The organism is Tessaracoccus luoxuelianae, assembly GCF_055326245.1.
In genome coordinates, this window is record NZ_JBUZNO010000001.1 from 251,849 (window position 1) to 264,766 (window position 12,918).

Annotated in this window: 12 protein-coding genes; 2 read left to right on the forward strand and 10 right to left on the reverse strand. The window is 67.6% G+C overall.

What is annotated here, in order from left to right; all coding sequences use genetic code 11:
- The first annotated feature begins 17 nt into the window (after window positions 1-17).
- Entirely contained in the window at window positions 18-1,382 is a 1,365-nt protein-coding gene (locus ACZK39_RS01160) for a glycoside-pentoside-hexuronide (GPH):cation symporter (RefSeq protein WP_463612255.1), read from the forward strand.
- Window positions 1,360-3,327: an alpha-glucosidase gene (locus tag ACZK39_RS01165; RefSeq protein ID WP_463612256.1), complete on the forward strand. Its 1,968-nt coding sequence runs from the start codon at window positions 1,360-1,362 to the stop codon at window positions 3,325-3,327. The genes ACZK39_RS01160 and ACZK39_RS01165 overlap by 23 nt, the downstream gene beginning before the upstream one ends.
- A gap of 34 nt (window positions 3,328-3,361) precedes the next feature.
- On the opposite strand, the gene ACZK39_RS01170 is transcribed toward ACZK39_RS01165, so the two are convergent.
- The 10 genes from ACZK39_RS01170 to sufB all read right to left on the reverse strand — a co-directional run bounded on the left by ACZK39_RS01170 (window position 3,362) and on the right by sufB (window position 12,913).
- A complete protein-coding gene (locus tag ACZK39_RS01170) occupies window positions 3,362-4,960 on the reverse strand; it encodes an ABC-F family ATP-binding cassette domain-containing protein (RefSeq protein WP_463612257.1) in 1,599 nt (532 codons plus the stop codon).
- A 46-nt stretch (window positions 4,961-5,006) separates the two neighbouring features.
- Entirely contained in the window at window positions 5,007-5,885 is an 879-nt protein-coding gene (gene rarD, locus ACZK39_RS01175) for an EamA family transporter RarD (RefSeq protein WP_463612258.1), read from the reverse strand.
- 55 nt (window positions 5,886-5,940) lie between these two features.
- On the reverse strand, window positions 5,941-6,768 hold the full coding sequence (locus ACZK39_RS01180) for an alpha/beta fold hydrolase (protein WP_463612259.1): 828 nt from the start codon (window positions 6,766-6,768) through the stop codon (window positions 5,941-5,943).
- Window positions 6,769-6,826: 58 nt separating this feature from the next.
- The gene (locus ACZK39_RS01185) at window positions 6,827-7,225 is read right to left on the reverse strand and encodes a metal-sulfur cluster assembly factor (RefSeq protein ID WP_182783040.1); all 399 of its coding nucleotides are present in this window, start codon (window positions 7,223-7,225) and stop codon (window positions 6,827-6,829) included.
- A gap of 62 nt (window positions 7,226-7,287) precedes the next feature.
- Window positions 7,288-7,734 (reverse strand): Fe-S cluster assembly sulfur transfer protein SufU, encoded by a 447-nt coding sequence (gene sufU / locus ACZK39_RS01190; protein WP_182783041.1) that lies wholly within the window; start codon window positions 7,732-7,734, stop codon window positions 7,288-7,290.
- Between the two features lies 1 nt (window position 7,735).
- Window positions 7,736-8,986 (reverse strand): cysteine desulfurase, encoded by a 1,251-nt coding sequence (locus tag ACZK39_RS01195; RefSeq protein WP_463612260.1) that lies wholly within the window; start codon window positions 8,984-8,986, stop codon window positions 7,736-7,738.
- A gap of 90 nt (window positions 8,987-9,076) precedes the next feature.
- Window positions 9,077-9,841 carry a Fe-S cluster assembly ATPase SufC gene (sufC, locus tag ACZK39_RS01200; RefSeq protein WP_182783043.1) on the reverse strand — a complete coding sequence of 255 codons (765 nt, stop codon included), beginning with the start codon at window positions 9,839-9,841 and terminating at the stop codon, window positions 9,077-9,079.
- A gap of 60 nt (window positions 9,842-9,901) precedes the next feature.
- The gene (locus tag ACZK39_RS01205) at window positions 9,902-10,231 is read right to left on the reverse strand and encodes a non-heme iron oxygenase ferredoxin subunit (RefSeq protein WP_182783044.1); all 330 of its coding nucleotides are present in this window, start codon (window positions 10,229-10,231) and stop codon (window positions 9,902-9,904) included.
- On the reverse strand, window positions 10,228-11,406 hold the full coding sequence (sufD, locus tag ACZK39_RS01210; protein ID WP_463612261.1) for a Fe-S cluster assembly protein SufD: 1,179 nt from the start codon (window positions 11,404-11,406) through the stop codon (window positions 10,228-10,230). Before sufD ends, ACZK39_RS01205 begins: the two co-directional genes overlap by 4 nt.
- A 64-nt stretch (window positions 11,407-11,470) precedes the next feature.
- On the reverse strand, window positions 11,471-12,913 hold the full coding sequence (gene sufB / locus ACZK39_RS01215) for a Fe-S cluster assembly protein SufB (protein WP_463612262.1): 1,443 nt from the start codon (window positions 12,911-12,913) through the stop codon (window positions 11,471-11,473).
- Window positions 12,914-12,918: the final 5 nt, after the last annotated feature.

Below are 12,918 nucleotides of genomic sequence, written 5' to 3' on the forward strand. Positions count from 1 at the left end.
GGCCCTAGGGTGGGCCCATGACCGCGACACGCTGGGGTTTCGGGCTCGGCACTCTCGGCCGCGACATGCTTGCGGCGCTGGTGTCGCTGTACCTCATGTTCTACCTCACCGACGTGCTGGACGTCTCTGGCGCGCAACTCGCCGCCGTCACCGCCATCCTGGTGGCGATGCGTGTCTTCGACGCCGTCAATGATCCCATCATGGGGGTGGTGGTGGACAACACACGCAGCCGGTGGGGGAAGTTCAAGCCGTGGATCCTCGTGGGTGCGGTGCTGTGGGGGGCGGCAAGTCTGCTGATGTTCGCGGACCTGGGCGTCGACGGGTGGGGCTACGTGGTGCTGTTCACCGCGGTCTACCTCGTCTACGAGGTGGCCTACACCATCAACGACATCTCCTACTGGTCGATGCTGCCGTCTCTGACGCAGGATCAGAAGGAGCGAGAGAAGATCGGGGTGGTGGCCCGCATCTGCGCCAACATCGGCCTCTTCGCGATCGTGGTGGCGCTGGTTCCGATCACGGCGTGGCTGACGGGCGTCTTCGGCGATGCCCGGACGGCGTGGTTCGTGCTTGCGGCCGGGCTGGTGGTTCTCATGTTGCTGTTCCAGTCCGTGACCCTGGTATTCACGCGAGAACGTGTGGCGGGCCACCGGGAGACCACGCCGCTGCGCGAGCTGTTCTCCGTGATCGCCCGCAACGACCAGCTCCTGTGGGTGACGTTGGCGATGGTGGCGTTCATGGCCGGCTACCTCACCACCGCGTCGTTCGGGCTGTACTACTTCAAGTACTACTTCCTCGATGAGGGCGCCTACGCGATCTTCGCCGCCATCCTGGGCATCTCCCAGATTGCGGCCCTTGCCCTGTTCCCCCTGGCGTCCAAGGTGCTGACTCGGTCGCAGATCCACCTGCTCGCCACGGCGCTGTGCGCCGCGGGCTACCTCGTGTTCCTGGTGTCCGGCAGATCCCTCCTGGTGGTGGGTGTCGCGGGGGTGCTGCTGTTTGCGGGGCAAGGAGCCATCCAGCTGCTGATGGTGATGTTCATCGCGGACTCGGTCGAGTACGGCGAGTGGAAGCTGGGCCGTCGCAACGAGTCCGTCACCTTCTCGCTGCAGCCGTTCATCTACAAGCTCAGCAACGCCATCGCCAGCGGCGTGGTGGGCGTGACGCTGATCTGGTCCGGCATCGACGTGGCGACAACCCCAGATGACGTCACCGAGGAAGGGCTCGGCATCCTGCGCATGTCCATGCTGGGCCTCCCCCTGGCGCTCATCCTCGTCAGCTACCTTGTCCTCCGCGCACGGTACAAGCTGAACGAGGAATTTTACGCCACCGTCGTCAAGGACCTGGCCGAGAGGAACGCACGTGTCGAACAAGCTGTTGACTAAGAGCCACACCGTCCGCCAGCTGTACAAGCATCCCGTCGGACGCGACGTCATCGACAAGCTGCTGCTCCAGACCGCGCTGCCCCGCCGTCTCGTCTACACCGTGGAGTGGATGCAGCTGAAGTGGATCGAGCGGCTGCTGCAGCCCCTCACCGGCCCCGGGATGTTGGACGTGATCCTGGACCTGGTCAACTCGGAACGCGACCGTCCCCTGGATGGCCGCGCCCCGCACCCCACTCCCTGGTGGCGCGAGGCCGTGTTCTACCAGGTCTATCCGCGCTCCTTCGCTGACGCCTCGGGCGACGGCGTGGGCGACATCCAGGGCGTGATCGGGAAGCTGGACTACCTCCAGGAACTGGGGGTGGACTGCGTCTGGCTCTCCCCTATCTTCAAGTCCCCCAACGAGGACATGGGCTACGACGTCAGCGACTACCGCGACATCAACGACGAGATGGGCACCCTGGACGACGTCGACGAGCTGATCGCGGCCTGCCATGACCGCGGGATGCGGCTCATCCTCGACCTCGTCGTCAACCACACCTCGGCGGAGCACGAGTGGTTCCAGGAGGCGGTGGCGGACCCCACGGGCCGCTACGGCGGCTACTACTTCATGGTGGAGGGAGACCCGGACACCCCGCCGAACAACTGGACGTCCTTCTTCTCCGGCCCCGGCTGGACCTGGGTGCCCGAGGCCGAGCGGTGGGTGCTGCACCTCTTCGCCGACGGGCAGGTGGACCTCAACTGGGACAACGAGGACGTCCGCGACGAGGTGGCCGACATCGTCCGGTACTGGATGCAGCGCGGCATCGACGGCTTCCGGCTGGACGTCATCAATTACATCTCGAAGAAGCCCGGTCTGCCGAACGGGCACCCGTTCATCGGCAAGCTGCTCGAGTTCGTCGGAGTGGAACACTACTTCTACGGCCCGCGGCTGCACGAGTTCCTGCGCGGCCTGCGTCGCGACGGGTTCACGCGCCGCGAGCAGCCCGTCTCGAGCCCCCGTCGACGCCGCCCGGACGGCACCCTCGACGAGCCGCTCCCCCCGGACATGATCGGGGTGATGGTGGGAGAGACCCCCGGCATCGGAATGGAGCTGGGGCGACTGTTGAGCGGATACGGTCGCGGGGAACTGGATCTGATCTTCAACTTCGACGTGCTCGACAACCCGGGCCACGTGCGGTGGGACTCCTACAGGTACCAGCTCTACTACCTCAAACGGTTCTACCGCGCCTACGACTCGCACCTGGCACCCAGCGACTGGATCGCGGTGTTCCTGGACAACCACGACAATCCCAGGATGCTCAGCAAGTTCGGCATGGGCCTGGAGAAGGACCCGGCGGTGCGCAGCGCGATCGGCAAGATGCTGGCCACCATCCAGCTCACCATGCGCGGCGCCCCGTTCCTGTTCCAGGGGCAGGAGTTGGCGGCCATCAACCAGTCGTTCGCAGGCGTCGAGGAGCTCCGCGACGTGGAGTCGATCAACCGCCACCAGGCGCTCATCGACGGCGGGATGGCGCCCGAGACGGCATGGGCACAGATCCTGGCAGGGTCGCGGGACCACTCCCGGGTGCCGATCCGGTGGAGTCCCGACGGCGGCTTCACCGAGGGCACCGCGTGGCTGATGGGCACCGACACCGAGCCGGGGTTCTCCGCCGAGGAGCAGGTTGCGGACCCCGACTCGGTGTTCTCGTGGCACAAGGCGCTCATCCGGCTGCGGCGGAACCACCGCGCCCTGACCATCGGGGCGTTGAAGTGGGTGCACCCGCACCACAAGTTCTACTTCGCCTACTACCGCAAGCTGGCCGGTGAGGTGTTCCTGATCGAATGCAACACCTCGGCCAAGCAGCGACCGCGGCCGCATGTGGGCGGGACGATCGTGCCGGTGATGGGGGGCCCCCGCCGCCCCGTGATGGAGCCGTGGGAGGCGACCGTCAGCCGCGTGTTCTGAGCGGCGCTCCTCCGGGGCGTACCGCTAGACCTCGCTAGGCCAGGTCGATCAGCTCGGCGTACTCGTCGCTCCAGAGGTCTTCGACGCCGTCGGGCATCACCAGCACCCGGTCCGGCTCCAGTGCCTCGACCGCTCCCGGATCGTGGGTGACCAGGATCACGGCACCCGCGTAGGTGCGGATCGCGTTGAGCACCTCGCCGCGGGAGGCCGGGTCCAGGTTGTTCGTGGGCTCGTCGAGCAGCAGGACGTTGGCGGCCGACACCACCAGCATCGCGAGCGCCAGGCGCGTCTTCTCGCCGCCGGAGAGCACGCCCGCGGGCTTCTGCACGTCGTCCCCGGTGAACAGGAACGAGCCGAGGACCTTGCGCACCTCGGTGTCGTTGAGGTTGGGCGAGGCGGACTTCATGTTGTCCAACACGCTGCGCTTCACGTCCAGGGTCTCGTGCTCCTGCGCGTAGTAGCCGAGCTTCGCGCCGTGCCCCAGTTCGACCCGCCCGGCGGACGGGTCCTCCATCTTGGCCAGAAGGCGCAGCATGGTGGTCTTGCCTGCGCCGTTGAGGCCCAGGATCACCACCTTGGATCCCTTGTCGATGGCCAGATCGACGGCGGTGAACACCTCCAGGGATCCGTAGGACTTGCTGAGGTCATGGCCGCGGAGCGGGGTCCTGCCGCACGGGGCGGGCTCCGGGAAGCGGATCTTGGCGACGGCGTCGACCCGACGCTCGCCCTCGACGCCCGCCATGAGCTTCTCGGCGCGCTTGGCCATGTTCTGCGCGGCGACGGCCTTGGTGGCCTTGGCGCGCATCTTGTCCGCCTGAAGCATCAGCTGGGAGGCCTTGCGCTCGGCGTTGGCGAGCTCACGCTTGCGTCGCTTCTCGTCGGTCTCGCGCTGGAGGAGGTACCGCTTCCAGTTCATGGAGTAGATGTCCAGCTCGGCACGGTTGGCGTCGAGGTGGTACACCTTGTTGACCACGGCGTTCAGCAGTTCGGTGTCGTGGGAGATCACGATCAGACCGCCGGGGAAGGCCTGCAGGTAGCTGCGCAGCCAGACCACGGAATCCGCGTCGAGGTGGTTGGTGGGCTCGTCCAGAAGCAGCGTCTCGGCGTCCGAGAAGAGGATCCGCGCCAACTCGATGCGGCGGCGTTGGCCACCGGAGAGGGTCTTCAGCGGCTGACCCAACACCCGGTCCGCCAGGCCCAGGTTGGCCGCGATGCGCGCGGCATCGGCCTCGGCGGCGTAGCCGCCTGCCGCCACCAGATCTGCCTCGGCGCGCGAATAGGCGGCCATGGCCTCCTCGCGCACGGAATCGCTGTGGCTCCCCATGCCCTCTTCAGCCCGGCGCATCCGCTGGATCACCTGGTCCAGCCCGCGGGCGCCCAGAATACGGTCGCGGGCGATCTGTTCCGGGTCCCCGGACCGCGGGTCCTGCGGCAGGTAACCCAGCTGACCGGCGCGCGTCACGGTGCCCGCGGCCGGCAGCGACTCGCCGGCCAGGATGCGGGTGAGGGTGGTCTTCCCGGCGCCGTTGCGGCCCACCAGGCCGATCCGGTCTCCCCCGATCACCTGGAAGGACACCGGCGACAGCAGCAGCCTGGCGCCCGCGCGCACCTCGATGTCCTTGACCTGTAGCACCTTGACAGTCTCCCTGCCAGGCGCGCGCAGGGCAAACCGAGGATGGTCAGCGGCGCCTACGGCTGGCCAGGAGCGCATCGGCGATGAACAACGCCACCGCCGCCCACACCAGGGTGAACCCGGCCCAGCGCGCGGCCGGCATCGGTTCATCGAAGACGAGCCAGCCCACCAGGAACTGCCCGATGGGGGCCAGGTACTGCAGGATCGCGATGGTGATCATGGAGATGCGCCGGGCCGCGGCGGCGAACAGCAGCAGCGGGATCGCCGTGACGATGCCGGTGGTGGCGAGCAGCGCTCCGTAGCCACCGGTCGCGGTCGATCCCCCGGTCGCCGCGAGGTAGGTCAGGTAGGCCGCTGCCACCGGGGCGACGGCGGCGGTCTCGATCGCCAGGCCCGGCAGGGCACCCACAGAGCGTCCTGCGAGCTTCTTCACCAGCGAATAGAGCCCGAACGAGCCCGCGAGAGTCAGGGCGATCCAGGGAACCTGCCCGTACCCCACCACCATCACTGCGACGGAGGCCACCCCGAACGCCATGGCCACCCACTGAAGGCGTCGCAGCCGTTCCCCCAACACGAGGATGCCGAGCCCCGCCACCGCGAGTGGGTTGATGAAGTAGCCGAGAGCCGTCTCCAGGGTCCGCTCAGTCATGACCGCGAAGACATAGGTGGTCCAGTTGACGACGATGAGGCCGCCCGCCAGGGCGAGCGCCGCGACCGTGCGCCTGTCCGCCAGCGCGGCGCGCAGCAGCCCCCACTGCCGCAGCAGCGCGATGAGGAGCAGGCAGAACCCCAGCGACCACAGCGCCCGGTGCGCCACCACCTCGAGCGCGCCGGAGCGGCCGAAGAACTGGAAGTACAGCGGAAACAGGCCCCACAGGATGTAGGCCGCCAGCCCGTAGCCCAGTCCGGCCCTGTTGTCGCGCACCGGCCGAGCCTATCGCGGGCTGCCCGGCCGGACCCCGGCAGTCGACGCCTGGCGGCTAGAGCATCCCGATGAACCCGATGATCTCCCGCTCCCAGTGCTCGGCGTGCGAGTCGTTGACGCCGTGTGGGCCGCCGTGGATGACCACGAGCTCGGAGTCCGGCACGAACTCGGCCATCCGACGGCTCGACTTGTCGATGGGAACGTTGATGTCTCCGTCGCCGTGGATGACGAGCGTTGGCACGTCGATGGCGCGGCAGTCGTCCCGCAGGTCGGTTGCCCAGATCAGGATCGTCTGCGCCGCGGCATGGGGGCTGGACTGGTGGGCTATCTTCAGTGCCGCCTGACGGGTGTCCTCATCGACCTGGAGGCCGCCGTCGGCGGTGCTGTAGAACCAGGTGATGAACTGGTCGAGGAAACCGTCGCGGTCCGTTGCGCACTGGTCGGACATCCCCTGGAAGCCGTCCATGGGCATAGCGCCGCCCGGGTTGTCGTCGGAGATGCACAGCGCGGGTGTGATGGAGCCGGAGAAGATCGCGGCGGCGATGCGCTCGGAGCCGTGCCTGCTGAAGTAGCGCGCCACCTCGCCGCCACCCATGGAGAAGCCGAGGAGCACGGCGCCCTGCAGATCCAGGTCCTGGATGAGCGCCTCGAGGTCGTCGGCGAGGACGTCGTAGTCGACGTCGCCGGCGGGCTTGTCGGACTGTCCGAACCCCCGCCTGTCGTAGGTGATCACGCGGTGACCGGCCTCGACGAAGGCCGGGAGGTTGCGTGCGAACGCCTCCCCCGAGAGGGGCCAGCCGTGGACGAGGACCAGGGGTCGGCCCCGGCCGCCCGTGTCGGTGTAGTGGAGCGTCACGTCATCTGCGGTCGTGAACGTGGGCATCGTCGCCTCCTGGTCTCAGTGATCCTTGATCTGAGGCTAGCCCGCGGGAGGGTCGCCGTCAGAGGTTATAGCCGATTGCGCGCAGCTGCTCGCGGCCGTCCTCCGTGATCGCCTCGAGCGACCATGGCGGCAGCCACACCCAGTTGATGGTCACCGACGACACGAGGCCGTCGAGCACGTACTTGGTGTCGTACTCGATCTTGTCGGTGAGGGGGCAGGTGGGCGAGGTGAGCGTCATGTCGATCGTCGCGTTGCCGTACTCGTCGACCTGGACGCCGTAGACGAGGCCCAGGTCGACGACGTTGACCATCAGCTCGGGATCGACGACGTCCTTCATCGCCTCGAGGACCTCGTCCTCGGTGGCCGCGGCCGACGCGGGGGCGGCGGGCTGGGACAGGTCCACGTCGGGGAGCTGGTCCTTGACCAGATCGCTGGGCCGCTGTTCTGGGGTGTACATGGTTCTCCTTGAGGTCGAGGGGGTTTCGACACGATGATCCGGGCTCGAGCCGGATCGTCGGCTCAACCAGCGGGGTGGGCGGTGGCTTGCAGGGTGGCGTCCCGGACCGCGGACCAGCCGAGGAGCGCGCACTTGACGCGTGCGGGGAACTTGGAGACTCCGGCGAACGCGATGGCGTCTTCGAAGATGTCTTCGTCGGGCTCGATGCGGCCTTGACTCTGCATCATCTCCAGGAACTTGTCGTGCAGGTCCAGGGCGTGACTGGCGGGCTTGCCGATCAGCAGGTCCGTCATCACCGAGGTGGAGGCCTGCGAGATCGAGCAGCCTTCGGCGTGGTAGGAGATGTCGGTGATCGTGTCGCCGTCGACGTGCACACGCAGGGTGAGCTCGTCGCCGCACGACGGGTTCACGTGGTGCACCTCCACCTCGTACGGCTCGCGCAGCCCTGAGTGATGCTTCTCGCGGTAGTGGTCGAGGATGATCGTCTGGTACAGCTCGTCGATGTTCACGTCAGCCTCCGAATCGTGGCGCGAAGTAGTTGCGGGTGAACACCAGGGCGTCGGCCAGCGCGTCGATCTCGGCGGGTGTGGTGTAGAGGTACGACGACGCCCGCGTTGAACTCTGGTGGCCGAGCCGCTTGTGAAGGGGGCGCGCGCAGTGATGGCCGCCGCGGATCGCGACCCCGCGGGAGTCCAGGACCTGCATCACGTCGTGGGGGTGCACCCCGGCGATGTTGAACGACACGGCGCTGCCGCGGTCCACCGCCTCGCCCGGACCGAGCAGCACGAGGCCGTCGATGCTGGTCAGCTTCGCCAGGGCGTACTCGGTGAGCTGCTGCTCATGCGCGGCCACCCGGTCCATGCCGACGCCCATGAGGTAGTCGACGGCGGCGCCGAGCCCCACGGCCTGGGCGATCGGCGGGGTGCCGGCCTCGAAGCGGTGCGGCGGCGGGGCGTAGGTGGAGTGGCTCATCTCGACGACCTCGATCATCTCCCCGCCACCCATGTAGGGGGGCAGGTCGGCGAGGAGGTCGTAGCGGCCCCAGAGGACACCGATGCCGGTGGGTCCGCACAACTTGTGTCCTGTGAACGCCACCAGATCCGCCCCCAGCACCGCGACGTCGGTGGCCTGGTGCGGGACGCCCTGAGAGGCGTCCACCACCATGACGGCGCCGACGGCGTGGGCCTGGGCCGCGATCTGCGCGATCGGGTTGCGGGTGCCGAGCACGTTGGACACCCACGTCAGAGACACCACCTTCGTGCGCTCGTTGATGAGCCCGTCCCGTTCGGCGGCCTCAAGGTCGAGGCGGCCCTCGTCGGTGACGTCGAACCACCGCAGAGTGGCACCGGAACGCTGGCAGGCGAGCTGCCACGGCACGATGTTGGAGTGGTGCTCCATCACGGAGACGACCACCTCGTCGCCCGGCTTCAGCCGGGATCCCAATGTGTGCGCGGCCAGGTTGAGGGCCTCCGAGGCGTTCTTCGTGAAGACGATTTCCTCGGTCCGCCCCGCCCCGATGAACCCCGCCACCTTGGACCGGGCACCCTCGAACGCCTCCGTCGCCTCAGCGCCGAGAAGGTGCATGGCGCGGGCCACGTTCGCGTTGTGCTGCAGGTAGTGCTCGGCGATCGCGTCCACCACCTGCCGCGGCTTCTGGGAGGTGTTGGCCGAGTCGAGGTAGACCAGCGGCCACTCCCCCACCCCGCGCTGCAGGATCGGGAAGTCCGCGCGGATCTCCTCGACGTCCAATGCGTCAGTCATCAGCGATCAGCTCTCCAGCGGGGGACGTGGGTTTCGACGCAGCAGCGGGCGCTACGCGCCGCGGCTGGCTCAACCTGCGCGGGGGCGTCATCATGCGTTCGCGGACGCCTTCACGTAGGCCTCATAGCCGGTGGCCTCGAGGTCATCGGCCAGCTCCTTGCCGCCCTCGGCGACGATGCGGCCGTCGACGAACACGTGCACGAACGTGGGCTCGATGTAGCGCAGGATGCGGGTGTAGTGCGTGATGAGGATCACCGCGCGGTCACCCTGCTCGGAGTAGCGGTTGACGCCCTCGGCGACGATCTTCAGCGCGTCGATGTCGAGGCCGGAGTCGGTCTCGTCGAGGATCGCGGCCTTCGGGTTGAGCAGCTCCAGCTGGGTGATCTCGTGGCGCTTCTTCTCGCCGCCGGAGAAGCCCTCGTTCACGGAGCGCGCCGAGAACGTCTTGTCGAGCTGCATCCGGCCGAGCGCGGCCTCGACCTCCTTGACCCAGGTGCGGACCTTCGGCGCGGCGCCGTCGAGCGCGGTCTTGGCCGTGCGGAGGAAGTTGGCGACGGAGACGCCGGGCACCTCGACGGGGTACTGCATGGCGAGGAACAGACCCGCTCGGGCGCGCTCATCAACCTTCAGCTCGGTGAGCTCCACGCCGTCGAGGGTGACGGAACCCTGCGTGATGACGTACTTGGGGTGGCCCGCGATGGCGTAGGCCAGCGTGGACTTGCCGGAGCCGTTGGGGCCCATGATGGCGTGGATCTCGCCCGGCTTCACGGTGAGGTTGACGCCCTTGAGGATGGGCTTGTTGCCCTCCTCGGTGATGACGTCGACGTGCAGGTCGGAGATGACAAGAGTGGACATGGGTGCTGGTTCTCCTGAGTGAATCGAGTTGGGGGTCCGCGGGGGGCTCGCCCCCGTGCGTCAGTAGGTGGTGGCGGGGGCGTCGACGTCGATCTGGACGTCGCCTCCCTCGATGCGGCACGCGAACACCCGAACGGGTGCGGTGGCGGGCAGGTTGAGCGGGCGGCCGGTGGCGAGGTCGAACGTGGAGCCGTGCAGATAGCACTCGATGGTGCCGCCGACGACGTCGCCCTCGCTGAGCGCGACCTTGCCGTGGCTGCACTGATCCTCGATGGCGTAGACCTCGGTGCCGTGGAGGACGAGGGCCACGGTCAGCTCGTCGTCGACGTCCACCGCGAGCGGCTTGGCCTGATCGAGCTGAACGACCTGGGCGACGGTGACGAAGCTCACTCGTGCTCCTTCGTCGCAGTGCTCCCGTGGACCAGCTCCAGCTCCCGCTCCACCTGGGCCAGCAGGCGCTGCTCGATGGCGGGAACACCGATCCGGCGGATGATGTCGTTGAAGAAGCCGTGCACGATGAGGCGCCGCGCCTCGTCCTCAGTGATGCCGCGGCTCATCAGGTAGAACAGCTGATTGTCGTCGAAGCGACCCGTGGTCGACGAGTGGCCGGCGCCGGCGATCTCGCCGGTCTCGATCTCGAGGTTGGGCACCGAGTCCGCCTGGCAGCCGTCGGTCAGCACCAGGTTCTTGTTGGACTCGTAGGTCTCGATCTGCTTGGCGACCTTGCGGATCAGGACATCGCCGATCCACACCGAGTGCGCGCCCTTGCCCTGCAGCGCGCCGCGGTAGTCCACGTTGCTCTTGGTGTGCGGCTCGTTGTGGTCGACGAACATGCGGTGCTCGACGTGCTGGCCGCCGTTGACGAAGTACAGGCCGAACTGCTCCACGGAGCCGCCTGGGCCGGCGAAGCTGGCGCGCTCCGCGATGCGGATGGCCTTGCCACCCAGGGAGGTGTGGATGGTGCGGACGTGCGCGTCGCGGCCCACCTGGACGGAGATCTGGGCGCCGTGCACCGTGTCCTCGGCCCAGTCGTTGACGTAGACGAGGTTGATCTCGGCGCCGTCTGCGACGCGGAAGTCGTACTTGGCGGCGTACTGGGCGGAGCCCTCGAAGTGCAGCACGAGGGTGGCGCGGGAATGCCGCCCGAAGTCCGCGATGAACGACTCGGCGGCGGGGCCGCCGCTGCCGGTGGCGGTGAACACGATGGGCTCGGCGATGACGGCCTCGGCGGGCACGTTCAGGTAGACCGCCTCGCCGGTGCGCTGCGCGGCGATAGCTGCGATCCGGTCGACGGGGGGCTCAATGGCGCGTGCCCGCGCCTCAGCCGCCGGGATTGCGCGCATCTCGACGCCGTCGGGAAGCTCGCCCGCCCAGTCGAGGCCGCCCAGCGCGTCGCCCTCGGCCAGGAGCGGACGGAGAGCCTTGAGTGGTGAGAAGCGCCAGATCTCCTCGCGGCCGGTGGGCATGGGGTGCTTGGCCACGTCGAAGCTGGGCTCCGGGTGGAGGTGCGACTCGATGGTCTCGATGGCCCCGGCGACGTTGGCGGCGCCGTCGAGGATGGGCATGGTTGCAGTAGTCAATGCAGCGTTCACTTTCTGAAAAGGTGGGGGTGCGGTCTGCGGGCGGGGGTCAGCCGACCGCGCCTTCCATCTGCAGTTCGATGAGCCGGTTGAGCTCCAGCGCGTACTCCATGGGCAGCTCGCGGGCGATGGGCTCGACGAAGCCGCGCACGATCATGGCCATCGCCTCGTCCTCGCCCATGCCGCGGCTCATCAGGTAGAACAGCTGATCCTCCGACACCTTGGACACGGTGGCTTCGTGGGCCATCGAGACGTCGTCCTCGCGGACGTCGACGTAGGGGTAGGTGTCCGAGCGCGAGATGTTGTCCACCAGCAGCGCGTCGCACTTCACCGACGACGCCGAGTGTGAAGCGCCCGGCTCCACCTTGACCAGCCCTCGGTAGGAGGAACGGCCGCCGCCTCGGGCCACGGACTTGGAGATGATCGAGCTCGACGTGTGCGGGGCGCAGTGGACCATCTTCGAGCCGGCGTCCTGGTGCTGCCCGGCGCCTGCGAAGGCGATCGACAGCGTCTCGCCGCGGGAGTGCTCACCCATCAGGTAGACCGCCGGGTACTTCATGGTCACCTTGGAGCCGATGTTGCCGTCGATCCACTCCATCGTGGCGCCCTCTTCGCAGATGGCGCGCTTGGTCACCAGGTTGTAGACGTTGGTGGACCAGTTCTGAATGGTGGTGTAGCGGCAGCGCGCGTTCTTCTTCACGATGATCTCCACCACGGCGGAGTGCAGCGAATCAGAGGAGTAGATCGGCGCGGTGCAGCCCTCGACGTAGTGCACGTAGGCGCCCTCGTCGACGATGATCAGGGTCCGCTCGAACTGGCCCATGTTCTCGGTGTTGATCCGGAAGTAGGCCTGGAGCGGAATGGTGACGTGGACGCCCTTGGGCACGTAGATGAACGAGCCGCCGGACCACACCGCCGTGTTGAGGGAGGCGAACTTGTTGTCGCCCACGGGGATCACGGTGCCGAAGTACTCCTGGAACATCTCCGGGTACTCCTTCAGCGCGGTGTCAGTGTCCAGGAAGATGACCCCCTGGCGCTCGAGCTCCTCGTTGATCTTGTGGTAGACCACCTCGGACTCGTACTGGGCCGCGACACCGGAAACCAGGCGGGCCTTCTCCGCCTCAGGGATGCCCAGTCGGTCGTAGGTGTTCTTGATGTCGTCCGGAAGGTCCTCCCAGGTCTGGGCCTGCTTCTCGGTGGAGCGGACGAAGTACTTGATGTTGTCGAAGTCGATGCCGCTGAGGTCTGCGCCCCACGTGGGCATGGGCTTCTTCTCGAAGAGCTTGAGACCCTTGAGGCGGAGGTCACGCATCCACTCGGGCTCGTTCTTCAGCCCCGAGATGTTGGTCACGACGCCCTCGTTGAGGCCGCGCTTGGCCGTGGAGCCGGCGGAGTCGCTGTCGTGCCACCCCCACTGGTAGTTGGACAGTGCCTCGATGTGTTCGTCCTGCGTGGAACCCAATCCGGGGGCCAACGGTGCGGTCTGAGTCATATGAG